This window comes from Aquibium sp. ELW1220 (assembly GCF_030398385.1).
In the GTDB taxonomy this organism is placed as follows: Bacteria; Pseudomonadota; Alphaproteobacteria; order Rhizobiales; family Rhizobiaceae; genus Aquibium.
In genome coordinates this window covers 1-23,065 of record NZ_JAOAOQ010000018.1, presented here as the reverse complement: position 1 = coordinate 23,065, position 23,065 = coordinate 1, and the positions used below count along the sequence as shown (strand labels likewise).

The 23,065-nt window shown below is 66.4% G+C and carries 20 protein-coding genes; 6 read left to right on the top strand and 14 right to left on the bottom strand.

All coding sequences use genetic code 11. The features are described from left to right. Positions 1-104 precede the first annotated feature (104 nt). The 3 genes from N1F91_RS16890 to N1F91_RS16880 are packed head-to-tail and all read left to right on the top strand — an operon-like array spanning position 105 to position 3,913. The gene (locus N1F91_RS16890) at positions 105-608 is read left to right on the top strand and encodes a molybdopterin-dependent oxidoreductase (RefSeq protein ID WP_289994060.1); all 504 of its coding nucleotides are present in this window, start codon (positions 105-107) and stop codon (positions 606-608) included. Continuing rightward, positions 605-2,839 carry an ATP-binding protein gene (locus N1F91_RS16885; protein ID WP_289994059.1) on the top strand — a complete coding sequence of 745 codons (2,235 nt, stop codon included), beginning with the start codon at positions 605-607 and terminating at the stop codon, positions 2,837-2,839. Before N1F91_RS16890 ends, N1F91_RS16885 begins: the two co-directional genes overlap by 4 nt. A 9-nt stretch (positions 2,840-2,848) precedes the next feature. Next, complete coding sequence (locus N1F91_RS16880) at positions 2,849-3,913, top strand: HD domain-containing phosphohydrolase (RefSeq protein WP_289994058.1); 1,065 nt, start codon at positions 2,849-2,851, stop codon at positions 3,911-3,913. A 42-nt stretch (positions 3,914-3,955) separates the two neighbouring features. On the opposite strand, the gene N1F91_RS16875 is transcribed toward N1F91_RS16880, so the two are convergent. After that, positions 3,956-4,909: a nitronate monooxygenase family protein gene (locus N1F91_RS16875; RefSeq protein ID WP_289994057.1), complete on the bottom strand. Its 954-nt coding sequence runs from the start codon at positions 4,907-4,909 to the stop codon at positions 3,956-3,958. 209 nt (positions 4,910-5,118) lie between these two features. On the opposite strand from N1F91_RS16875, the gene N1F91_RS16870 reads away from it, so the two are divergent. After that, complete coding sequence (locus N1F91_RS16870) at positions 5,119-6,420, top strand: hypothetical protein (protein WP_289994055.1); 1,302 nt, start codon at positions 5,119-5,121, stop codon at positions 6,418-6,420. A 68-nt stretch (positions 6,421-6,488) separates the two neighbouring features. Here the strand turns inward: N1F91_RS16870 and N1F91_RS16865 are convergent, their stop codons facing one another. The 9 genes from N1F91_RS16865 to N1F91_RS16825 all read right to left on the bottom strand — a co-directional run bounded on the left by N1F91_RS16865 (position 6,489) and on the right by N1F91_RS16825 (position 16,385). Beyond that, positions 6,489-8,093: a cisplatin damage response ATP-dependent DNA ligase gene (locus N1F91_RS16865; RefSeq protein ID WP_289994054.1), complete on the bottom strand. Its 1,605-nt coding sequence runs from the start codon at positions 8,091-8,093 to the stop codon at positions 6,489-6,491. Positions 8,094-8,350: 257 nt separating this feature from the next. Then, positions 8,351-9,361: a ligase-associated DNA damage response exonuclease gene (locus tag N1F91_RS16860; protein ID WP_289994053.1), complete on the bottom strand. Its 1,011-nt coding sequence runs from the start codon at positions 9,359-9,361 to the stop codon at positions 8,351-8,353. Positions 9,362-9,427: 66 nt separating this feature from the next. Continuing rightward, on the bottom strand, positions 9,428-10,378 hold the full coding sequence (gene bhcB / locus N1F91_RS16855) for a beta-hydroxyaspartate dehydratase BhcB (protein ID WP_289994186.1): 951 nt from the start codon (positions 10,376-10,378) through the stop codon (positions 9,428-9,430). Between the two features lie 43 nt (positions 10,379-10,421). Beyond that, positions 10,422-11,249 (bottom strand): dipeptide ABC transporter ATP-binding protein, encoded by an 828-nt coding sequence (locus N1F91_RS16850; RefSeq protein ID WP_289994052.1) that lies wholly within the window; start codon positions 11,247-11,249, stop codon positions 10,422-10,424. After that, positions 11,246-12,097 carry an ABC transporter ATP-binding protein gene (locus N1F91_RS16845; protein WP_289994051.1) on the bottom strand — a complete coding sequence of 284 codons (852 nt, stop codon included), beginning with the start codon at positions 12,095-12,097 and terminating at the stop codon, positions 11,246-11,248. The genes N1F91_RS16850 and N1F91_RS16845 overlap by 4 nt, the downstream gene beginning before the upstream one ends. An 87-nt stretch (positions 12,098-12,184) precedes the next feature. Beyond that, on the bottom strand, positions 12,185-12,703 hold the full coding sequence (locus N1F91_RS16840) for a hypothetical protein (RefSeq protein WP_289994050.1): 519 nt from the start codon (positions 12,701-12,703) through the stop codon (positions 12,185-12,187). A 54-nt stretch (positions 12,704-12,757) separates the two neighbouring features. Further along, positions 12,758-13,675 (bottom strand): ABC transporter permease subunit, encoded by a 918-nt coding sequence (locus N1F91_RS16835; protein ID WP_289994049.1) that lies wholly within the window; start codon positions 13,673-13,675, stop codon positions 12,758-12,760. 8 nt (positions 13,676-13,683) lie between these two features. After that, on the bottom strand, positions 13,684-14,688 hold the full coding sequence (locus tag N1F91_RS16830) for an ABC transporter permease subunit (RefSeq protein WP_289994048.1): 1,005 nt from the start codon (positions 14,686-14,688) through the stop codon (positions 13,684-13,686). A 104-nt stretch (positions 14,689-14,792) separates the two neighbouring features. Beyond that, complete coding sequence (locus tag N1F91_RS16825) at positions 14,793-16,385, bottom strand: ABC transporter substrate-binding protein (RefSeq protein ID WP_289994047.1); 1,593 nt, start codon at positions 16,383-16,385, stop codon at positions 14,793-14,795. Between the two features lie 231 nt (positions 16,386-16,616). Here N1F91_RS16825 and N1F91_RS16820 point away from each other — a divergent pair, with 231 nt between their 5' ends. Further along, positions 16,617-17,171 (top strand): DUF924 family protein, encoded by a 555-nt coding sequence (locus tag N1F91_RS16820; protein ID WP_289994046.1) that lies wholly within the window; start codon positions 16,617-16,619, stop codon positions 17,169-17,171. Between the two features lie 186 nt (positions 17,172-17,357). After that, entirely contained in the window at positions 17,358-19,049 is a 1,692-nt protein-coding gene (locus N1F91_RS16815; protein ID WP_289994045.1) for a long-chain-fatty-acid--CoA ligase, read from the top strand. A gap of 144 nt (positions 19,050-19,193) precedes the next feature. On the opposite strand, the gene N1F91_RS16810 is transcribed toward N1F91_RS16815, so the two are convergent. From N1F91_RS16810 to pgi, 4 genes are all read right to left on the bottom strand, one after another. Continuing rightward, positions 19,194-19,685, bottom strand: a complete 492-nt coding sequence (locus N1F91_RS16810; protein WP_289994043.1) for a GNAT family N-acetyltransferase — start codon at positions 19,683-19,685, stop codon at positions 19,194-19,196. A gap of 117 nt (positions 19,686-19,802) precedes the next feature. Continuing rightward, the gene (locus N1F91_RS16805; protein ID WP_289994041.1) at positions 19,803-20,252 is read right to left on the bottom strand and encodes a GNAT family N-acetyltransferase; all 450 of its coding nucleotides are present in this window, start codon (positions 20,250-20,252) and stop codon (positions 19,803-19,805) included. A gap of 108 nt (positions 20,253-20,360) precedes the next feature. Next, positions 20,361-21,062 carry an HAD family hydrolase gene (locus N1F91_RS16800; protein WP_289994040.1) on the bottom strand — a complete coding sequence of 234 codons (702 nt, stop codon included), beginning with the start codon at positions 21,060-21,062 and terminating at the stop codon, positions 20,361-20,363. A gap of 63 nt (positions 21,063-21,125) precedes the next feature. Further along, positions 21,126-22,763 (bottom strand): glucose-6-phosphate isomerase, encoded by a 1,638-nt coding sequence (gene pgi / locus N1F91_RS16795; protein WP_289994038.1) that lies wholly within the window; start codon positions 22,761-22,763, stop codon positions 21,126-21,128. Between the last annotated feature and the right edge of the window lie 302 nt (positions 22,764-23,065).

Below are 23,065 nucleotides of genomic sequence, written 5' to 3'. Positions count from 1 at the left end.
CGGTCGAACCGGCGGTGTGTTCCTCGACCATGATAGCCGCGACCGCGGGCAGGACGTCCTCCTGCCGACGACGACGCTCGCGCACACCTTGGGGGCCTGTCCAGATGAAGACCTTGCTTGCGGGCTGCGCATTCGCGCTCCTATCGATAACCACGGCGCTGGCCGCTCCGCTCGGCGAGCCGGCCGGCGAGACGGTGCTGACCATCACCGGCGACATCGCCAACACCAACGGCGACGGCGTCGCCACCTTCGACAAGGCCATGCTCGAGGCGCTCGAGAGGCGCACCGCGACGATGGAGACCCCCTGGACCGAGGGAAAGGTGGCGTTCGAAGGCCCGCTCCTGAAGGCGATCCTCGATGCCGCCGGCGCACAGGGGAAGACGCTGATCGTCAAGGCGCTGAACGACTATTCGGCCGAAGTGCCGATGGAGGATGCGCAGGATTTCCCCACCATGCTGGCGATCCGCATGAACGGCGAGGAGATGTCGGTCCGCGACAAGGGACCGCTCTTCATGATCTACCCCTTCGACAAGCACCCCGAGCTCTATAACGAGAAGTACTTCTCGCGCTCGGTCTGGCAGATCAAGGAAATCGAGGTCGTCGATTGAAAGCCGACTTCGCCGCCAGCCGCGAGGCCGTCCGGAAGGCCGGCAGGACGACCAGATACCTGATCGCGCTGTCGGTCGGGCTGATGCTGGCGCTTGCCGGAGCCTTCCTGCACCTGTCGTCGAGACAGAATTCGCTCCAGGACTCCATCCGCGAGGACGCGCTCTGGGCGGTCTACCAGCTCGACCGGGAAGCCCGCACGCTTTCGGAGAGACTGCACGGCGCATCGGAAACGAGCGATGCGGCGACGCTGAAGAACCTCATCACCCGCTACGACATCCTCTATTCCCGGCTGTCGATCCTCGACAACGGGCAGTACGCGCCACATTTCGTCGCCAGCGAGCGGATCAGCAACCGGCGCAACCAGGTGCGCGAGATCGTGCTCGGCATCGAGCCGGTGTTCAACGATATCGCTCGCGGCAATTCGCTGACGACGTCCGCGCTGGTCGACCTGCGCGCGAAACTGCCCGAACTCCTGCAGCACACCAACGACCTCCTGACCTTCACCAACGCATCCGTTTCGACCGCGCGCGCCGATTCACGCGACTTCGTCATGCGCCTGCAGAACATCGCTGCCATCTTCGTCGTGGCGCTGATGATGTCGATCGGGCTGCTGGTCCTCAACCTGAAGCGCCAGCTTTCCGTGATGCGCAGGGCTTCAGAACATCTGGAGCGGATGACGGAGAAACTCTCGGAGGCATATGAGGCCGCCGAGGCCGGCAACCGCGCCAAGTCGCAGTTCATGGCCACGGTGGGCCACGAGATCCGCACGCCGCTGAACGCCATCCTCGGCATGGCCGAACTGATGTCCGGCACGACGCTCTCGGCGGAGAACCGCGAGAACGTGCGGGTGATCACCAGCTCCGGCACGGCGCTGCTCGAGGTGATCAACGAGATCCTCGATTTCGCCAAGCTGGAGCACGGCGAGCAGCCGGCCGAGAACCTGCCCTTCGATGCGCGTGCGCTGGTGAAGGATTCGCTGCGCATCATGGAGGGCCGCGCCAGAGAACAGGGGGACACGCTGACCTGCTCCTGCGGGATCGAAGGCGAAAGCTGGTACTATGGCGACCCCACGCAGCTGCGCCGCGTGGTGCTGAACCTGGTCAGCAATGCGGTGAAGTTCACCGAAAACGGCACGATCCACGTCAAGGCCTCAGACTCGCGTTCGCCCGACGGCAGTCCGCGTCTGCGCTTCGAGATCTCCGACACCGGCATCGGCATCCCCAAGGACGCGCTCCACCGCCTGTTCAACGCCTTCAGCCAGGTCGACGGCACGATCAGCCGTCGCTATGGCGGCACCGGGCTCGGACTGGCGATCTGCAAGCGCATCGTCGAAAGCCTCGGCGGCGAGATCGGCGTCGAAAGCGCGCCGGGCCGCGGCAGCCTGTTCTGGTTCGAGGTTCCGGCCGAGCGCGCTCCGGCACAGGCACCCATGGCCGAACAGCCGGTGGCTTCCGTGCCGCCACCCTGCCTCGACATCCTGCTCGTCGAGGACAACGAGGTGAACAGGCAGGTCGCGACCCGGTTTCTGGAACGCCTCGGACAGTCGGTCACGATTGCCGTCGACGGCGCCGAGGCGGTGGCGATGGCCAGGGATCATCTCTACGACCTGATCCTGATGGACATGCAGATGCCCGTGATGGACGGCATCGCCGCCACCCGCGAAATCCGCAGGCTCGACGGCATCCTGGGCCGCGTTCCCATCGTCGCCATGACGGCGAACGCCTCCGACACCGACCGCAATCTCTGCATGGAAGTCGGCATGAACGGCTTCGAGGCGAAGCCGATCAGTTCGGCAAGGCTCGCCAGGTTATTGACCGAGCACGGCGGACAGGCAGCACCACACGGCATGGCGCTGGATCGGCAGGTCGAGGCTTCGGTTTCGGCGCCGGCGGCTGCCGCCTCGCCGACCGCAGGCATCCGCGACGAAGGACGGTACGAGGAACTCGTGGAAGCGATCGGCCAGGACGGCTTCGAACAGCTGCTCGGCGTCTTCTTCGATGACGCGACGTCGCTGTTGTCGGACCTGCACCGGGCGATGGGCTCGCACGACCACGAGCTTCTCGACCGGTCTCTGCATTCATTGAAGGGCTCGGCCTCCAATCTCGGCTTTACGCAGGTCGCGGAGCTCGCCGAGAGTCTGCGGTCGACGCGTCTGGACGAAGCCGCACTCGCGCGGGTGGCCGCCGAGATCGCACGGTTGAACGACACCCAGGGCCAGCAGGCGGCATAGGAGCATGGCATGCAACTGAACGTCCTGATCGTCGAGGACAACCGATCCAACCTGATGTTGATGGAGATGCTCGTCCGTCAGGTCGGTCGCTGCTCCGTCCTCTCCTATCCCGATCCAGGCAGGCTGCTCGCCGATCTCCCCGACATCCATTTCGACATCGCTCTCGTCGACTACCAGATGCCGGGCATGAACGGGATCGACCTGATCGCCGCCATCCGCGCGGATCGCCGCTTCGCCGAAAAGCCGATCGTCATGATCACCGCAGACGACGATGCCGATCTGCGACTTCGCGCCATCAAGGCGGGCGCGGTCGAGTTTCTCACCAAGCCTCTCGAGCCAGTCGAGTTCAAGGCGCGCCTGACCAATCTCGCGCGGCTCTGCGAGGTGCAGCTGAAGCTTGCCGACCAGGCCGAGTGGCTGCGCAGCGAGGTGGAGATGGCGACGCTCGAACTGCGCCGCCGCGAGGAGGAAATCATCAACCGGCTGACGCTCGCCGCCGGCTACAAGGATCAGGAGACATCCGACCACACCCTGCGCATGGCGCGCTACTCGGCGCTCATCGCCAGGGAACTCGGACTGTCGGACGCGTTCTGCCGCGACCTGCAACTCGCCGCTCCCATGCACGACATCGGCAAGGTCGGCATCCGCGACGACGTGCTCCTGAAGCAGGGAAGCCTCACCGCATCCGAACGCGCGCACATCGACACGCACACGAGCATCGGCGCCGCGATCCTCGCCGGCTCGTCCTGCGACCTGCTCCAGCTCGCGGCCACCATCGCCGTCTCGCATCACGAGCACTGGGATGGATCCGGCTATCCGAAAGGCCTGTCGGGCGAGGACATCCCTCTCGTCGGGCGCATAGCGGCGGTGGCGGACGTGTTCGACGCCCTCACCTCCGAGCGAGCCTACAAGTGCGCCTGGACCGTCGACCGCGCCTTCCAGCACCTGCGCGAGCAGGCGGGACGCCACTTCGATCCGGATTGCGTGGCCGCCTTCGAGCGATGCCGCGAAAAGGTTCTCGCGGTCATGCACGCGTATCCCGATCACGGCGGCGCGCAGCGTCGGGTTGCCTGACGCAAGCCCTGCCGGCGGCATCCGCCGACCTGGCGGCTTCGATCAGGCGAAGAGACGCTGCTTCGCCGCTTCGTACTCGCTCGCCAGCCGGTCCACCAGCGCTGCCGCCGGAACCACCTCGTCAACCACGCCGATCCCCTGGCCGCAGCCCCAGATGTGCTTCCAGGCCTTGGTCGTGGAACTGCCGAAGTTCATCTTCGAGGGATCCGAGACCGGCAGGTTGTCGGGATCGAGCCCCTGCGCGGCGATCGATCCCTTCAGATAGTTGCCGTGCACGCCCGTAAAGAGGTTGGAATAGACGATGTCCGCCGCCTTCGACTCGACGATCATGGCCTTGTAGGCATCTTCGGCGCGCGCCTCGGCGGTGGCGATGAAGGGCGAGCCGATATAGGCCATGTCCGCACCCATCGCCTGCGCGGCCAGAATGGCGCCGCCATTGGCGATCGAACCGGACAGCAGCAGCGGCCCGTCGAACCAGCGCCGGATCTCCTGCACCAGCGCGAAGGGCGACAGCGTTCCGGCATGGCCGCCCGCGCCCGTCGCGACCGCGATCAGCCCGTCGGCACCCTTCTCGATCGCCTTGCGGGCATGGCGGTCGTGAATGATGTCGTGCAGCACGATGCCGCCATAGGAATGGACGGCCTGGTTGACCTCCTCCACCGCCCCGAGCGACGTGATCACCACGGGCACCTTGTACTTCACGCACATCTCCAGATCGTGCTGCAGGCGCGTGTTTGACTTGTGGACGATCTGGTTGACCGCATAGGGTGCGGCCGGGCGGTCCGGGTTCGCCGCGTCATGGGCGGCCAGCGTCTCGGTGATCTCGGCCAACCATTCGTCGAGCTGTGCCTCGGGGCGGGCATTCAGCGCCGGAAACGATCCGACGACGCCGGCTTTGCACTGCGCCAGCACCAGCGGCGGGTGCGAGATGATGAAGAGCGGCGACCCGACCACCGGAATGCGCAGGTTCTTCTTCAGGATGTCCGGTACGGCCATGGCGTCGTTCACTCCCCGCAGGCTTTGACGTTTGCGTAAACGTCGATACAAGCAGATCGCCATGCGGGCAAGCGCGGCGGGCCGGTCGCATCCATCGGCAGCGCCGCGAGCGAGTTTCTTGGGACGGGGCACCGCAAAAGCCGATGCGTTGTTGATTGCTGCCTGTGGCGCGGTTAACCATTCGCGACGCGGCATATGAGGTACTGCAGTTGAATCCGATCGAAAAGACGATCCGGACCGCCCTGGAGCGAGGCGACGCCGACGACCGCGCCTATCGCGAGAAGGTCTACCGTTCCGTCTACGCGGCACTGGAAAAGAACATCGCCGCCAATCCGGATCTCCCGGACCATGCCGTGGATCAGCGTCGCGAGATGCTGAAGGCCAGCATCCGCACGGTCGAGCAGGAATTCGTGGCCGCCTTCGAACCCGAGAACCCTGTCGAGGACGAGGAACCCATCGAGTTCGAAGAGCCGTTCGAGGACGAAGAGAGCTTCGAGGCCCCGGCGGCCCGGGACCATCGCATGGATCCGTTTCCGCAGGCGCCGACGCGCGGCGGCGAACAGCCGTCCTCCTGGGCGGCCGCATCCAGCCGGTACTACGGCGGTGAGCAGAGGAACAATGCTCCCGCACGGCCGCGCCAGCAGCGGGCGCGCGAGACGGTGGTCATCGAGCAGCAACCGCGCCAGGCCTTCGACGATGGACCCATTCCGCTGCCCGACATAGAGCCCCGGCGCGCCCCGCGCGACACCAGCCATGGCGCCGCTGCACCAGGCCTGGACGGACTGGTGGCGCGGCGCGACGAGCGTAGCCGAGGCTCGCGGTTCGACGGGCCGACTCACGGTGACGGCGAGCCGAGGCGTCGCCGCGGCCGCTTATTAATCATCCTGTTTCTCGCAGTCACCCTCTTCGCGGCCGGCGCCATGGCCGTCTGGTGGGCAATCGACAGCGGCCTCTTCCTCTCTGCCGAGGAGCGTGACACCAGCGTTCCGAACCCGCCCCTGACGCTGGAGGACGAGGAGTTCCAGCCTGAAGCCCCGCCGCCGCTCAGCGACACGCAGGCGGCCGACGGCAATGACGACTGGATCACCGTCTTCACGCCGACCGACCCGACGCGCGTGCTCACCCTGTCGGGCGGGACGGCACAGGTGATCGAGATCGAAGGCGGCATGGCCCTGCGCATCCGCTCTTCTGCGCCGAACGAACCCGTCCGCTTCGAAGTCGGCCAGGGCATTCTGCAGAGGATCGCCGGCCGCAGCGCCGTGTTCAACATCAGGGCCAGGACCGAGCCTGGCCGCGAGACGGAGATCCTGGTCACCTGCGACTTCGGCCCGCTCGGCGATTGCGGCCGCAAGCGCTACGTCGTCTCCTCGGAAAACCGCGACTATGCCGTCGGACTGGATGTCCCCGACATCCAGCCGACCCGAGCCGGCAACATCGCCATCGTTACCGATTTCGGCGACGGAGGCCGCTCGGTCGACATCATCGACATCAGCGTCTCGGTTCCGGACTGAGGCCGACGCACCCCCACGAGAAGCCGAGGCGCAGGAAGCCCGTCTGAAAGACCGCGGCGCGCACCGGCTCAGCCGTCGAGCAGCGCCTGCAGGGTCTCCAGCCGGTCCGCTTCCGCCGCCGGCTTGTCCCAGCGCAGCCGCGAGATGCGCGGAAAGCGCATGGCGACCCCGGATTTGTGCCGCGTCGACCGGTTGAGCCCTTCGAAGGCCACTTCCAGCACCAGCCCGTGCCCGCGTTCGGCGCGAACGGATCGAACGGGACCGAAGCGCTCGACCGTGTTGTCGCGGACGAACTTGTCGATCTGGCGCAGTTCCTCGTCGGTGAAGCCGAAATAGGCCTTCCCCACCGGCACGAGCTCCGGCTTCTCCTCAGGCCCGGTCCAGACCCCGAACGTGTAGTCGGAATAGAAGCTCGACCGCTTGCCATGGCCGCGCTGGGCGTACATCAGCACCGCGTCAACCGTGTGCGGGTCGCGCTTCCATTTGAACCAAGGCCCTTTCGGCCGGCCTGGCACATAGGCCGAATCCCGCCGCTTCAGCATCACCCCCTCGATGACCGGGTGCGGCGGCCGGCGGCGCCTGTCGTCGAGCTCCTCCCAGCCGGAGAAATCGACGAAGGGCGACAGGTCGAAGCGCACGGCCGGCAGGCGCGCCACGAAAGCCTCCAACCGCGACCTCCGCTCGAGGAAGGGCAGCGGCCGCAGGTCATCGTGGCCATCCTGCAACAGGTCGTAGCAGCGCACGAAGACCGGGAACTTCTCGCGCATCTTCGCCGACACAGCCTTGCGGTTCAGCCGCTGCTGCAGGTCCGAGAAGGTGCCGGTGTGTTGCCCGGCCACGCCCACCAGCAGTTCGCCATCGATCGCGCCGGAAAAATCCATCGCCTCGAGCAGGTCGGGAAACGCGCCCGAGATGTCGTCGCCGGTGCGCGAATAGAGCCGGTGCACGCCGCCCTCGGACGTTGCCTGCACACGGATGCCGTCCCATTTCCATTCGGCCCTGTAGTCGGCGGGATCGAGCTTCTCCAGGTCGCCGTCCTGCACGGGGTTCGACAGCATCACGGGCCGGAACAGCGCCTGCGCCTGCGGCACGGGCTTTTCGCCGCGCTTCTCCAGCCAGGCGAACAGCGCTTCGTAGGGCGGCGCGATCCCGTGCCAGAGTTCCTCGATCTCGGCCACCTCGATCTGCCCGAAATCCGCCAGCGCCTGCTTGGCGCGCCTGGCCGAGACGCCGATGCGCAGGCCGCCGGTCACCAGCTTGATCAGCGCGAAGCGCGACGGCGCGTCGAGCCGGTCGAGCAGGGCCGCGAACACCGAAGGCCCGTTGGCGCGTCCGGCCTCGATCAGCGCCGCCACCGCCTCCGACAGGCTCGGATCGGCATTGTGCAGCACCCGGCCCTCGCGCGCCGGCCAGACCAGCGACACGGTCTCCGCCAGGTCCCCGACATAGTCGTAGGAATAGGCAAACAGCACCGGGTCCATCCGCTCCATAACCAGCGCCCGCAGCATAGCCGGCTTGAAGCTCGGAATGTCGAGATCCCCCGTGATCGCCGCCAGCGCCAGCCCGCGGTCGGGGTCCGGCACGGACGCGAAATAGTCCGCCAGCAGCTTCAGCTTCGCATTGCGCGACGACGTCAGCACCAGGCGATCGAGGAGGTCGGCGAAGAGTTTCATGGGTGGGAACGGGACGCTCGAAATGCAGGTGCATCGCGGTCAGGCATAGGCCGGCGTTCCGTCGCGCCCCCCTCTGGGCTGCCGCCCATCTCCCCCACGAGGGGGGAGATCGCCTGTCGCGTCCGCTTTCGCCGATCATCGACGGTGCAGGAATGGCGGCCGCGCCGAAGCTGCCGATCTCCCCCCTCGTGGGGGAGATGTCCGGCAGGACAGAGGGGGGCGCGACAGGACGCGACGTAACCGAACGACCTCACCACCTAATCCCCCTCGTCCTCGTACCCCACGAGGTGGAGCGGCCGTGCCGCGATCCCGTTGATCTCGCACCAGCGCACCAGCGCCTCCTCGCGCCCATGCGTGACCCAGACCTCCGAGGCGCCGGTGTCGGCGATGGTCGCGACGAGTTCGTCCCAGTCGGAATGGTCCGACAGGATCAGCGGCAATTCCACGCCACGCTGCTTGGCGCGCTGGCGGATGCGCATCCAGCCCGAGGCGAAAGCCGAGACGGGATCGGAAAAACGCCGCGCCCAGCGGTCGGCGAAGGCGGACGGCGGCCCCACCACGATCTTTCCCGCAAATGCCGCCTTGCCGCCATTGTCGATCGTGGCGGGCGCCAGCGGCCCGAGCGCGATGCCCTGGCTCTCGTAATAGGCGCAGAGCTTTTCCAGCGCGCCATGGATGTATATCGTCTCCGCGTATCCCGCGTCGCGCAGCAGACGGATCACCCGCTGTGCCTTGCCAAGCGAATAGGCGCCGACGAGATGCGTGCGCTCCGGAAACTGCCCGAGCGACGCGAGCAGCCGCGCAATCTCGCCGGCATCGTCGGGATGGCGGAAGACGGGCAGGCCGAAGGTCGCTTCGGTGATGAAGACGTCGCAGGCGATCGGCTCGAAGCCGAGGCAGGTCGGGTCGCGCCGCCGCTTGTAGTCGCCGGAGGCGACGATGCAACGGCCGCCCTGCGCCACGCGGATCTGCGCCGAACCCAGCACGTGCCCCGCCGGGTGAAAGCTCACCTCGACGCCGTTGACGGCAACCCGCTCGCCGAGCCGCGCTTCCTGCCTGGAACCGGCAAACCCCTCGCCGTAGCGGATTGCCATGATCTCGAGTGTCTCGCGCGTCGCCATCACCGTGCCATGCCCCGCCCGCGCATGGTCGGCATGGCCATGCGTGATCAGCGCACGGCCGACCGGCTTCACCGGATCGATGAAGAAGTCGCCGGGAGGGCAGTAGAGGCCCTGGGGGCGCGGCTGCAGCAGGTCGGAGGGACGCATCCCGTCAAGATAGGGCTTTGCGGGACCGGTGGAAGATGCCGCGCACCCGGCGGGAAAAGCCTCCTGTCATCCCATCCACGGCAGGCGGTCGAGATCGACGTTCCCACCCGTGATGATGATCCCGACGGTCTGCCCGGCAAAGCGCTGCGCGTTCTTCAGCACCGCCGCGACCGCGACCGCGCTGGACGGCTCGATGACGATCTTCAGCCGCTCCCACACAAGGCGCATAGCCGCCACGATCTCAGCCTCCGAGACCGTCAGTACTTCCTCCACCGCATTGTGGACATAGTGGAAGGTGATCGGCTTCAGCGAGGCGCGCAGCCCGTCGGCGATGGTCTGCGGTGCGTCGTCCTCGACGAGATGCCCCGCCTGCTTCGACCGGAAGGCATCGTCGGCATTGGCCGGCTCAGCCGCGAAGACCTTGATCCCCGGCGCCATCGCATGCGCCGCGATGCAGGTGCCAGAGATCAGCCCGCCGCCGCCCACCGGCGCCACGATGGCGTCGAGCGGCCCCGTCTCATCGATCAGTTCGCGCGCGCAGGTCCCCTGCCCCGCGATCACGCGCGCGTCGGCATAGGGGTGTACGATCTCAGCGCCCGTCCGCTCGAGTTCGGCCGCCACCGCCTCCTCGCGCGCCTTCGTGCCGGGCGCGCAAGTCACGACGCGGCCGCCATAGCCGCGCACCGCGTCGAGCTTCGGCCTGGCCGAGGTCTCCGGCATGACGATGGTCGCGGCGATGCCGCGCTTGGCAGCGGCATAGGCCAGTGCCTGGCCGTGATTGCCCGACGAGTGGGTGAGCACCCCGCGCGCAGCCTGCGCCTCCGACAGGCCGAACACGGCGTTGCAGGCGCCGCGCGCCTTGAATGCGCCGATCTTCTGCAGGTTCTCGCATTTGAGGAACAGCCGCGCGCCCGTCAGGCGATCGAGGTGGCTGCTCGTCAGCACCGGCGTGAAGTGGACATGCGGGCGGATGCGCTCATGTGCGGCCACCACGTCGTCAAAGGTCGGAAGCTGCATCATGCCCTCATGTCGCGACAGGCCGCCCCGCAGGGGTGTCCCGTCAGGCTGCCTTGGCCGCCAGCCGCCGCCGGATGCTCTCGACATCGGCCCGCGGCGTCGCGGCAAACAGCGTCTTCGTATAGTCGTGCTGCGGGTCCGTGAACACCGCGTCGCGCGAGCCATACTCCACCGCTTCACCGAAATACATCACCATCACGTCGTCGGCGATGTAGCGCACCACCGACAGGTCGTGGCTGATGAAGATGTAGGTCAGGTCGAACTCGTCCTGCAGGTCGGATAGCAGGTTCAGAACCTGCGCCTGCACCGAAAGATCGAGCGCCGAGACCGGCTCGTCGAGGACCAGGATCCGCGGGTTCAGCATCAGCGCCCGCGCGATCGCAATGCGCTGGCGCTGCCCGCCGGAAAACATGTGCGGATAGCGGTTGAAGTGCTCGGGCCCCAGCCCGACCTTGACCAGCATCTCCATCGCCCGCTCGCGCCGCTCCGACGCCGGCATGCCGGTGTTGACCAGCAAAGGCTCGCCCAGCACGTCGCCGATCTTCTGGCGCGGATTGAGCGAACCGTACGGGTTCTGGAACACGATCTGCACCTTGCGGCGCATCTCGGCCGTCAGTGACTGCTTGCGGATGTCGACGGGCTTGCCGTCGATCAGCAGCTCGCCGTCGGTCTGCGCGTCGATCATGGTGATGATGCGGGCCAGCGTGGACTTCCCGCAGCCGGATTCGCCGACGATCGCCAGCGTCTTGCCCTTCTCCACCGAAAACGACACGCCCTTGACGGCATGCACCACGCGCTCCTTTGAGAACAGGCCGCCGCCGATGCGGTAGTCGCGCTTGAGGTTGCGGCCCTCGACGACGATCTCGCTCATCGGGCGTCTCCCGTCGGCTCTAGGCCTTCCATGAAGCTCGCGATGGTCGGCAGCCGGTCGCCGGTCGCGCGCTCGGGCAGCGCCGACAGCAGCGCCTTGGTGTAGTTGCTCTTCGGGTTCTCGAAGAGGGTCAGCACGTCCGCCTCCTCCATCTTGCGCCCCTTGTACTGGACGATGACGCGGTCGGCCGTCTCGGCCACCACCGCCATGTTGTGCGTGATCATGATCAGCCCCATGCCGTGCTCGGCCTGCAGCGCCATCAGCAAGTCGAGAATCTGCTTCTGGATCGTCACGTCGAGCGCCGTCGTCGGCTCGTCGGCGATCAGGAGCTTGGGGTTGCAGGCGAGCGCGATGGCGATCATCACGCGCTGGCACTGGCCGCCCGACATCTGGTGCGGATAGGATGACAGGCGCTGCTCGGGATCGGGGATGCCCACTGCCTCCAGCAGTTCGATCGCCCTGCCCCGCCGCGCCTTGCGGTCCATGCCGAGGTGGAAGCGCAGCACCTCCTCGATCTGGAAGCCGACGGTGAAGCACGGGTTCAGGCTCGACATCGGCTCCTGAAAGATCATCGCGATGTCCTTGCCGATGATCTTGCGCCGGTCTGCATCGCTCATCGTCAGGAGGTCGCGCCCGGCGAAGTCCATCCGGTCGGCCGTCACCATCGCCGTCCAGGGCAGAAGACCCATCACGGCCAGCATCGACACCGACTTGCCGGACCCGGATTCGCCGACGATCGCCAGCACCTCGCGCGCGTCGACCGACAGCGACACGCCGTCCACCGCCCGGAACGGCCCGGTGGCGGTCTCGAACTCGACGACGAGGTTATCGATTGTCAAAAGGGGCATGATAAATTCCGGTTGGATTTTCGCGTCGAAGACGCTTATATCTTGAGATGAAGAGGTGAGATCGACGGAATGTCCAAGCCACGCCCCCTACCTCCCGTTCCGCCCATCAGCGGCCAGACCGGCCCGCGGCCCGGCTACTGACGCGCTTCCGTTGAGTGCGGCCTCCGCCGCAAGTGCAAACGCGCGCCACGCATCCCACATGTTCAGGTAGTCTTCATACATCGCGAGTTGCTGGTCGCGTGAGAGAGCCCGGAATCCCGGCGCGCGCATGTCTTCGACGATCGAATCGATCGCATTGCGCTGCCGCGCGTAGAGCACGATGGGATCGATCACCGCCTCCGGCAGGACGTGTATCTCCCCCACCAGCGCCTCGAAGACCGACTGGCGAACCGGCCGCGGCACCGAGATGGCGTAGGCGGGATCGCTTTCGTAGCGCGCCTTCACCTGCTCGAGCTGTCTTCCTACGTCGTACTGCACGAGATTCCTTAATTCGCTTCTGATTTCCGCACGGATCGCAATCTGGAAGTCCCTGACCTTCTCGTCCCGCCTCGCCTGCTCCAGCCGCCGTCCCTGCCTGAAGTTCAACTGCACCAGGATGAGGCTCACGAGGCCCGAGATGACCGCGGCGACGATCGCCGGTCCAACCCAGGCCTCCACCCCTCAGCTCCTCTTCAGCTTCGGATCGAGCGCATCCCGCAATCCGTCGCCCATCAGGTTGATGGCAAGCACCGTGACCAGGATCGCGACGCCCGGCAGCGTGACCACCCACCAGGCGCGCAGGATGAATTCGCGCGCTTCGGCGAGCATGGTGCCCCATTCCGGCGTCGGCGGCTGCGCGCCCATGCCGAGGAAGCCGAGCGCGGCTGCATCGAGGATCGCGGTCGAAAACGACAGCGTCGCCTGCACGATCAGCGGCGCCATGCAGTTGGGCAGGATGGTGCGGAACATCAGCCTGAGCGGCCGGGCGCCCGCCACCTTCGCGGCGACGACGTAGTCGCGCCCCTTCTCGGCCATCACGGCCGCGCGTGTCAGCCGCACGAAATGCGGCTGCAGCACCAGCGCGATGGCGATCATCGCGTTCATCAGGCCGGGTCCGAGCACCGCCACCAGCACCAGCGCGAGCAGCAGCGACGGGAAGGCCAGGATGATGTCCATCAGCCGCATGATGACGGTGTCGACCCAGCCGCGGAAATAGCCGGCGATGACGCCGACGAAGATGCCGCCGGTCAGCGCCAGGGTCGTCACCACGATGCCGATGAACAGCGAGAACTGCGCGCCGTAGAGCAGTCTCGACAGCATGTCCCGGCCCACCTGGTCGGTGCCCAGCAGATAGGCCGCCTGACCGCCGTCCTGCCAGAATGGCGGCAACAGTACCGCCTCGCGATACTGCGCATTCGGCGCGTGCGGTGCGATCAGCGGCGCCAGGATGGCGAGCACGACGAGCGCGAGGAACACCCAGAGCCCGATGACCGCGCCTTTGTTTTCGGAGAAATAGAACCAGAACTCCGCGAAGCGTTGCCGGCGCGTCACCTCGCCGGCCTTCGCCTTGTCCAATGCCGCGGTGGATGCCTGTGCCATGGTCGACCTCAATGCCGGATGCGCGGGTTGATGAGGCCGTACAGGATGTCGACCAGCAGGTTGACCAGCATGATGATGGCCGCGATCAGCAGCAGCCCGCCCTGGATGACCGGGTAGTCGCGCTTGAAGACGGAATCGACCATCCACTTGCCGATGCCGGGCCAGGAAAAGATCGTCTCGGTCAGGATCGCACCAGCCAGCATCACCCCCACCTGCAGGCCGATCGTGGTGATGACCGGGATCATGGCATTGCGCAGCGCGTGCACGCCGATGACGCGCAGCGGCGGCATGCCCTTGGCGCGCGCGGTGCGGACGTAGTCCTCGCTCAGCACCTCAAGCATGGCCGAGCGCGTCTGCCGGGCAATGACGGCAAGCGGGATGGTGCCGAGCACGATGGTGGGCAGGATCAGGTGGCTCACCGCGGATTTGAAAGCCCCGGCCTGCCCCGACAGCAGCGAGTCGATCAGCATGAAACCGGTGACGGACGGGAAATAATAGAGCAGCGAGATCCGGCCCGAGACCGGGGTCCAGCCGAGGATGCCGGAGAACAGGATGATCAGGAGCAGGCCCCACCAGAAGATCGGCATCGAATAGCCGACCAGCGCGGTCCCCATGATCGTCTGGTCGAAGGCGGAGCCGCGCTTGATCGCCGCGAACACGCCGGCGGGAATGCCCAGCAGCACGGCAAACAGGATCGCGCAGAGCGACAGTTCCAGCGTCGCCGGGAACAGTTCCGAGAAATGCGTCAGGACCGGCTTCTTCGTCACCAGAGACGTGCCGAAATCACCCTGCATCAGGTCGCCGAAATAGTCGAGATACTGGATCACGATGTTCCGGTCGTAGCCGAGTTCCTGCGTGATCTTCTCGTAGCGCTCCTGCGACATCACGCGCTCGCCCGACATCAGCATGACCGGGTCGCCGGGCAGCAGCCGGATGAAGGAGAAGGCGATGATCGAGACGCCGATGAAGGTCGGGATGAGAACGGCGAACCGACCGACGAGAAACCGAAGCATGTTTTGCCCCCTGTTGCCGGACAAGAGCGCGTCCGGCTCAGCAACACAAAAGCAGCGGGGGCGCTCGCCTGGCGATCGCCCCCGCTCCCTCGTCTACACGAGACTTACTCGGCGATGTCGACGCCCGAGAAGTGGTGCTTGCCGAGCGGGCTCATGACATAGCCCTGCACTTCCTTGCGCATCGGCATCACGACCAGGCTGTGGTCGAGCGTCGCCCACGGGGCCTCGCGCTTGAAGACGACCTGCGCCTCTTCGTAGAGCTTCGTGCGCGCAGCCTGGTCGGTCTCCACCTTGGCCTCGTTCACGATGCGGTCGAACTCCTCGTTGCACCACTGCGCGCGGTTGTTGCCGCCGACGGCATCGCAGCCGAGCAGGGTGTGCAGGAAGTTGTCCGGGTCGCCGTTGTCGCCGGTCCAGCCGAGCATCACGGCGCCGTCGCGATCCTTGTCCTTGGAGCGGGCGAGATACTCGGCCCATTCGAAGGAGACGATCTCGACGTCGACCCCGATCTTGGCGAAGTCGGCCTGGATCAGCTCGGCCGCGCGGCGCGCGTTGAGCATGTAGGGACGCGCCACCGGCATGGCCCAGATCTTCATGTCGAGGTCGGTGACGCCGGCTTCCTCGAGCATCTTCTTCGCCGCATCCGGATCATACGGATCGTCCTGGATGGCGTCGTTGTAGGACCACATCGTCGGCGGAATCGGGTTCTTGGCCGGCGTCGCCGCGCCCTGGAACACGGCGTCGACGATCGCCTGCTTGTTGATCGCCATGTTGAGGGCCTTGCGGACCTCCGGCTTGTCGAACGGCGCCTGGGTCGTGTTGTAGGCGAGGTAGGCGATATTCAGGCCTTCCTGCTCCATCACGGTGAGGCTCTCGTTGGCCTTCATGGCCTCCACGTCCGCCGCGTTCGGATAGGGCATCACATGGCACTCGCCGGCGAGCAGCTTCTGGTAGCGCACGGCGGCATCGGTCGTGATCGCGAAGACGAGGTCGTCGAGCTTCTCGCGGCCCTTCCAGTAATCGTCGTTCGCGCGATAGCGGATCACGGCGTCGGGCTGATAGGCCACGAACTCGAATGGCCCGGTGCCGAGCGGCATCTGGTTGAGCTGCTCCATCTTGCCATCGGCCTGGAGCTTGTCGGCATACTCCTTCGACATGATCGACGCGAAGTCCATGCCGAGATTGGCGACGAACGGCGCCTCCTTCCGCTTCAGCTTGAACTTGACCGTCATGTCGTCGACTTTCTCGATCGTCTCGATCAGGTCGGGGAAGCCCATGCCGTTGAAGTACTCCCAGGCCGCGCCGGCCACATACTGGTGCCAGGGATTGTCGGCCTTCAGCTGGCGCTCGAAGGTGAAGATCACGTCGTCGGCATTGAAGTCGCGCGTCGGCGTGAAGAAGTCCGTGGTCTGGAACTTGACGCCCGGGCGGAGCTTGAACGTGTACTCCAGGCCGTCGTCGGAGACCTCGTAGCTTTCGGCGAGGCCGGGCTCGGGGTTGGTCGTGCCGGGCGCGAACTCCATCAGCTTGTTGTAGACGGGGTTCGACGAGGCGTCGAACGTGGTGCCGGCGGTGTAGAGCGCGGGATCGAAGCCTTCCGGCGATCCTTCCGAGCAATAGACGAGCGTCTTGGCGCTCGCCGCACCGCTCAACACAGTCGCGGCAAGCAGCATTCCCGCGAAACCGAATCGTTTCATAGTCTTGAGACTCCCATTCAAGTGTCCGGGATCCGTTGTGCCCCGGCCCGTGAAGCCGGCATATAAGCACCGTTCAATGGACAAGAAAACTCCCCGCAGGGCGACCTTGGGTAAAGATTTGCGCCGCGGCTGGCATTCGGATGACAAACATCCGCGCCAAAGCGAAGAGGAACGCATTTGAATTCGCGTCTCGATCGCCTATCTGCGCAGGGCAAGAGGAGGGACGTGAACATGGACGACAAGCCGGCGACCGACGCCGTACTCGCCTACTGGTTCGGCGAACTCGGCCCCGCGGACTGGTTCAGCGGAAGGCCCGAACTCGACGAGCAGATCAGGACCCGCTTCGGTGCGCTTTGCGAGCAGGCGCTCGGCGGCAAGCCGGAGGACTACCTCTCGGATCCCCGCACGGCGCTGGCCGGCATCATCCTGCTCGATCAGTTTCCGCGCCAGCTCTTCCGTGGCCAGCCGCGTGCCTTTTCAGGTGATCCGGTCGCGCTTCTCGTGACACACGGAGCGCTCGACCGCTCCTGGGATGCGGGCATGACACCACAGGAACGGCAGTTCCTCTACATGCCGCTGATGCATTCGGAGGTGGTGTCCGACCAGGAACTCTGCGTGAAGCTGTTCCGCGACCTCGGCAACGAGGAGGCGTTGAAGTTCGCAATCGAGCACCGCGACATCGTCGCCCGCTTCGGCCGCTTCCCCCATCGCAACGCCGCGCTGGGCCGCGAGACCACGCCCGAGGAGGCGGAATTCCTCGCCACGCACGCGGGTTACGGCCAGTAGCAGCAACGGCGGCCACGGCATCGGCACACTCCCTTACGTTTACGTTTTCGTAAGACTTGCACGAGATCGCCGGTTGCCCGTAGATAGGCGCAGAGAGGCGGGCACGACCCGCCGGGAGGCAGCACAAGAGAGCCGAACGGCCGGGCCGCCGCACGCGCCCGCCGTTCCGGCAAGAGGGAGCGAGACATGGCCAGTTCTGGGCAGACGGCAGGCGCGGAGCGCATCTGGCTGAAGAGCTATCCGCAGGGCATCCCGGCCGACATTGCCGGGCTCCCGGCCAATTCCATCGGCGAGCTTCTCGTCAATGCATGCCGGCAGTTCTCGGCCCGCCCGGCCTTCACCAGCATGGGCAAGTCGATGAGCTTCGCCGAAGTCGAGCAGGCCTCGGCCGCCTTCGGCGCCTGGCTCCAGGGCAAGGGCCTCGCCAAGGGCGCGCGCGTGGCGATCATGATGCCGAACGTGCTGCAATACCCGATCGCCATGATGGGCGCGCTGCGCGCCGGCTGCACGGTCGTCAACGTCAATCCGCTCTACACCCCGCGCGAACTCGAGCATCAGCTGAACGATTCCGGCGCCGAAGCCATCGTCATCCTGGAGAACTTCGCCGCGACGCTGCAGGCCGTGGTCGGCAGGACGAAGGTGAAGCATGTCGTCGTCGCCTCGATGGGCGAGATGCTTGGCCTCAAGGGCCTGCTCGTCAACCTCGTCGTGCGCCGCGTGAAGAAGATGGTCCCCGCCTGGTCGCTGGCCGGCCACGTCTCGTTCAAGGAGACGCTCTCGTCCGGCCGGGGCCAGAGCCTCAAGCCGGTCGCGGTCGGCCCCGACGACGTCGCCTTCCTGCAGTACACGGGCGGCACCACCGGTGTTTCCAAGGGCGCGGTGCTGCTCCACCGCAACATCCTGGCCAACGTCGCCCAGAACGCGCTCTGGGTGGAGGCGGCCTATGTCAAGAAACCGCGGCCCGACATGCCGGTCTATCTCTGCGCGCTGCCGCTCTACCACATCTACGCGCTGACGGTGAACGCGCTGATGGGCATGCAGCAGGGCGCACAGAACATCCTGATCGCCAACCCGCGCGACATCCCGGCCCTCGTCAAGGAATTCGGCACCTACAAGGTCAATGTCTTTCCGGGCCTCAACACCCTGTTCAACGCGCTCCTCAACAACGAGGACTTCCGCAAGCTCGATTTCACCCACCTGCTCGTCACCTTCGGCGGCGGCATGGCGGTGCAGCGTCCCGTGGCAGAACGCTGGAAGCAGGTGACGGGCCTCGTCATCGCCGAAGGCTACGGCCTGTCGGAGACCTCGCCGGTCGCCACCGGCAATCGCTTCGATGCCGACGAGTTCACCGGCACGATCGGCCTTCCGATTCCGTCGACGGAAATCGTGATCCGCGACGACGACGGCAACGACGTCGCGCTGGGCGAGGTCGGCGAAATCTGCATCCGCGGCCCCCAGGTGATGGCCGGCTACTGGAACCGACCGGACGAGACCGCCAAGGTCATGACGGCGGACGGCTTCTTCAAGTCCGGCGACATGGGCTTCATGAACGACGACGGCTACATCAAGATCGTCGACCGCAAGAAGGACATGATCCTGGTCTCGGGCTTCAACGTCTATCCCAACGAGATCGAGGACGTGATCGCCGGCCATCCCGGCGTGCTGGAGGTGGCGGCGGTCGGCGTGCCGGACGAGAAGTCGGGCGAGGTGCCGAAGGTCTTCATCGTCAAGAAGGATCCGAACCTCACCGCCGACGACATCCGCGACTGGTGCAAGGACAAGCTCACCGCCTACAAGCGGCCCAAGCAGATCGAATTCCGCACCGAACTGCCGAAGACGAACGTCGGCAAGATCCTGCGGCGCGAACTGAGGAACTGAGCGCAGTCTTCCGAACACGTGCACCGGTTCGGCAAAGGGGAATGCGCGAACCGGAAGCCTGAAGGGTGCGCGGTGGGATCGGAGCGTTCACGACGCGCTGCGCCGGGCAGGCGGAAGGTAGACTGGACCAAGGTCCTGCAACCGTCAGGCTCGAAGGGCCTGACGTCTCCTGACCGGGGCCGGCTGCGCGTCGCGCCGCAATTCGAAGCCATAGCGTGTCTGGTCGAAGCCCGCGGCCGCGCAGAGGCCGAGCACGGCCGGGTCGTTGAACCCTCCGAGCACCAGGACCTTGATGCAGTCGACCCGCCAGGCGAGCCTGACGGCGCAGTTGATGACTTTGCCGGCGTGGCCCTTCTGGCGATGGTCGGAATGCGTCACGACGTTCTCGATCAGCGCCGCAGGCTTCCCCGCCCAGGTGGCGTTCGGGATGACGATGAGGGTGCTGGCGGAGACGAGTTGCTTGCCCTTGAACCCAGCCAGGATGGTGATGCCCGGCTCCTCCAGCGCCTGGTGAAAGGCGTCGCGGGCAAGGGCCGCCGCGAAGATCTGGTAGCGCGGATAGAGGTGCCTGTACAATGACGTAAGGTCAGTCAGGTCGCCATCGGAAATGGGTCGGATGCGCAGTGCCTGTTCCATCGTCTTGCCGGTCCCGCACGCGCCTGGAGGTCCACTCCCCGGCACCGCATCAATTCACGCCTGAAAATGATGTTAATTCATATAGTTAATAAAATGGTAAATGTAAACCGCCGACCGTCAGGCAAGTTTCAGCCGAAATCCGTTCGCCGACGTCTCGAATCCGGAGGCGAAGAAGAAGGCCGCGGGCACGTCGTCGAGCGATGTCGTCAGTACGGTGGCGCGGAAGCAGCCGGCCTCCCTGGCGCGGGCCAGCGCGGACTGCAGGACGAGGGTTCCGTAGCCGCGGCGACGCTGCCCTGGATGCGTCACGACGTTCTCTATCAGAGCCGAAGGCTTGCCGACCCTGGTTCCGCTCGGCACCACCACCATCGCGCAACTGCTCACCGGCACATCGCCGAGAAAGCCCACGAGCACCGCGCTCCCGGGTTCGGCGACACCCTGGCGGAGCGTCATCCGCGCGGTGACGACGGCCAGCGCGGGGTCCTGCGGATGCAGGTAGCGATAGAGCGAGGCGAGCCCCGGCATGTTCGCCTCGCCCACGGGCCGGATGTCGAGTTCCTGCTTCATCGTCGTCGCCGATCCGTCTCTAGGGGAACCGCAAGCTTCGCCTGCGAAAGAACGCGGCAACCTGCAGCTGCACGGACCGGCTGCGAAACACCTTCGCCGCGCCGAACCCTAGCCTGCGAGATATGCCGGCAAATCACGCACCGACGATAGCACCACGTCGGCCAGCGGCGCGAGCCGTTCCTGCGTGCCGGTCCCAGAAAGCACGCCCACGGCGAGGCCGGCACGGCCGGCGCGCGCCATCTCCAGGTCGTGGCGATTGTCGCCCACCATCGCGATCTCGTCAGGCGCAAATCCCGTCAGCGCGCAGAAGGCCTCGATGGCATCCGGCGCGGGCTTCGGCCGTGCGACCGAATCGTAGCCATAGGCTGCGACGAAGAGGTGGGCGACGCCGATCGCCTGGATCGTCTGCTTCGCGCCACCTTCGCTGTCGTTGGTGGCGACGCCGAGCTTGTAGCCTCGCTTGTGCAGGTCGCGCAGCGCATCGAGCACGCCGTCCAGCGGCACCGCCGACCGCGCCCCCTCCGCCGCCGTCACCGCATCGAAATGCCTGACCCGCGCCTCGTGCTCGTCCTGCGGCGCGTTGGCATACCACAGCGCCACGATGTCGGCGTTGGTGCCGGCCGCGAACACGGAATCGCCGCGGAAACGGCCGGCTTCGAAATCATAGCCGGCCAGTTCCATCAGGTCGTTGGCCTTGCCGCGGTCGCCGCCGGCCGCCTCCAGAGCGAGCCGGTCACCGATCGCGTGCCACGTCTTGTGGAAGTCGACCAGCGTTCCGTCCTTGTCGAACAGGATGCCCCTGATGGCCATGCAGATCTCGCGAAATCGGCGCCGGACGGCGCGGGAAACGAACGATAGGAAACAGGCGGCCTGTCAGGCGAACCCGCGCAGATAGTTCACCAGCCCGGCCGTGGAGGCATCGCTGCCAGCGGCGTCCTGTTTGCCTTCCACGACGGGCAGCAGCGCGGTCGCGAGTTCCTTGCCGAGCTCCACGCCCCACTGGTCGAAGGCGTTGATGCCGAAGAGCTGTGCCTCCACGAACACCCGGTGCTCGTAGAGCGCGATCAGGCGACCGAGCGTGAACGGATCGAGCTGACGATGCAGGATGGTGATCGACGGCCGGTTGCCGGGGAAGACGCGGTGCGGCGCGATCCTGTCCAGTTCGTCCGGCGCCATGCCCCTTGCCGCCATCTGCGCTCTCGCCTCGTCGAGCGTCCGCCCCGTCATCAGCGCCTGCGACTGGGCGAGACAATTGGCGAGCAGCAGCGCGTGCTGGTGGCGCAGCTCCGGCTCGTGGCCGACGGCCGCCGCGATGAACTCGACCGGCACCACATCCGTCCCCTGGTGCAGCAGCTGGAAGAAGGCGTGCTGGCCGTTGGTGCCGGGCTCGCCCCAGACGAGCGGACCCGTCGGCGTCGGCACCGGCTGGCCGTCGACGGTCACCGACTTGCCGTTTGATTCCATGTCGAGCTGCTGCAGGTAGGCAGGCAGTCGGGCCAGCCGCTGATCGTAGGGGATCACCGCGCGCGCCGGATAGCCCTTCGCCACGCGATGCCAGAAACCGACGAGACCCAGCACTACCGGCAGGTTCTGGAGCAGCGGCGCCGTACGGAAATGCTCGTCCATGGCGTGGGCGCCTTCGAGAAAGGCGCGGAAGCGGTCCGGCCCGATGGCCAGCATGATCGGCAAGCCGATCGCCGACCACAGCGAATAGCGTCCGCCGACCCAGTCCCAGAAGCCGAACACCCGGTCCTGCGCGATGCCGAAGGCGGCGACCTTGTCGAGCGCGGTCGAGACGGCGACGAAATGCGCCGAAATCGCATCCGCGCCCAGCGCCGCTTCGATCCAGCGCCGGGCCGTCTGCGCGTTCGTCATGGTCTCGACCGTGGTGAAGGTCTTGGACGCGATGATGACGAGCGTCGTCGCGGGATCCAACGGCTTCAGCACGTCGGCTATATGCGCGCCGTCGATGTTGGAGACGAAATGCGAGCGCGGCCCGTCGTGATACGGCGCCAGCGCGGCCGTCGCCATGGCCGGTCCGAGGTCCGAACCGCCGATGCCGATGTTGACCACGTCGGTGACAGGCTGCCCGGTCGCGCCCGCCGATTCGCCGGAACGGATCGCCTCGGCGAAACGCGCCATGCGGGTCAGCACCGCATGCACCTCGCCCATCACGTCCTGCCCGCCTACGCCGAGGCCGGCGCCCTCAGGCGCCCGCAGCGCGACGTGCAGCACCGCCCGGCCTTCGGTCGTATTGATCGGCTCGCCCGCAAACATCGCGTCGCGCCGCGCCTCCAGACCGGCGGCGCTGGCGAGGCCCGCAAGCAGGTCCATGGCCCGGGCGTCCACCGAGGTCTTCGACCAGTCCAGCAGCAGGTCGTCGAGCCGCAGCGAGAACCGGTCGAAACGGTCCGTATCAAGGGCGAAAGCCATGCGCAGGTCCTGCGGCGCATGCGTTCCGGCATGCAGTCTCAGCGCGGCGAGCGTGCCGAAGAAGGCGTTTCGGTCCAAGGCTGTCTCCCGTGTGCGGCCTGAGACTGAATTAGAACAATCCCGGCGCGAAAAGAAGGCCGCCGACCGCGCGCGGTTCCATCACGGCAGGCGGTCACCGTCCGAAGCCCGGCCGCAGCGGCGACCAAGGCCTTCGGCGGGGCGGATCGTCGTACCTTGCCGACCCGTCATGCCTGCAGCCCCCTGTACCCTTTTCCCGCGGTTTCTGGATGCACGCCGTGGGTCGCGCGAAGTGAAGCGGAGCGGAACGGAGCGTGACCCACGGGCGACGGCCCGAATCGGCGTAGCTTTCCCGAACCGAG

Bases quoted from the DNA above. Each gene is read 5' to 3' on its own strand.
- N1F91_RS16890 (WP_289994060.1), top strand. From the start codon at position 105: ATGAAGACCTTGCTTGCGGGCTGCGCATTCGCGCTCCTATCGATAACC.
- N1F91_RS16880 (WP_289994058.1), top strand. From the start codon at position 2,849: ATGCAACTGAACGTCCTGATCGTCGAGGACAACCGATCCAACCTGATG.
- N1F91_RS16875 (WP_289994057.1), bottom strand. From the start codon at position 4,909: ATGGCCGTACCGGACATCCTGAAGAAGAACCTGCGCATTCCGGTGGTC.
- N1F91_RS16865 (WP_289994054.1), bottom strand. From the start codon at position 8,093: ATGAAACTCTTCGCCGACCTCCTCGATCGCCTGGTGCTGACGTCGTCG.
- N1F91_RS16860 (WP_289994053.1), bottom strand. From the start codon at position 9,361: ATGCGTCCCTCCGACCTGCTGCAGCCGCGCCCCCAGGGCCTCTACTGC.
- bhcB (WP_289994186.1), bottom strand. From the start codon at position 10,378: ATGCAGCTTCCGACCTTTGACGACGTGGTGGCCGCACATGAGCGCATC.
- N1F91_RS16850 (WP_289994052.1), bottom strand. From the start codon at position 11,249: ATGAGCGAGATCGTCGTCGAGGGCCGCAACCTCAAGCGCGACTACCGC.
- N1F91_RS16845 (WP_289994051.1), bottom strand. From the start codon at position 12,097: ATGCCCCTTTTGACAATCGATAACCTCGTCGTCGAGTTCGAGACCGCC.
- N1F91_RS16835 (WP_289994049.1), bottom strand. From the start codon at position 13,675: ATGGCACAGGCATCCACCGCGGCATTGGACAAGGCGAAGGCCGGCGAG.
- N1F91_RS16830 (WP_289994048.1), bottom strand. From the start codon at position 14,688: ATGCTTCGGTTTCTCGTCGGTCGGTTCGCCGTTCTCATCCCGACCTTC.
- N1F91_RS16825 (WP_289994047.1), bottom strand. From the start codon at position 16,385: ATGAAACGATTCGGTTTCGCGGGAATGCTGCTTGCCGCGACTGTGTTG.
- N1F91_RS16820 (WP_289994046.1), top strand. From the start codon at position 16,617: ATGGACGACAAGCCGGCGACCGACGCCGTACTCGCCTACTGGTTCGGC.
- N1F91_RS16815 (WP_289994045.1), top strand. From the start codon at position 17,358: ATGGCCAGTTCTGGGCAGACGGCAGGCGCGGAGCGCATCTGGCTGAAG.
- N1F91_RS16810 (WP_289994043.1), bottom strand. From the start codon at position 19,685: ATGGAACAGGCACTGCGCATCCGACCCATTTCCGATGGCGACCTGACT.
- N1F91_RS16805 (WP_289994041.1), bottom strand. From the start codon at position 20,252: ATGAAGCAGGAACTCGACATCCGGCCCGTGGGCGAGGCGAACATGCCG.
- N1F91_RS16800 (WP_289994040.1), bottom strand. From the start codon at position 21,062: ATGGCCATCAGGGGCATCCTGTTCGACAAGGACGGAACGCTGGTCGAC.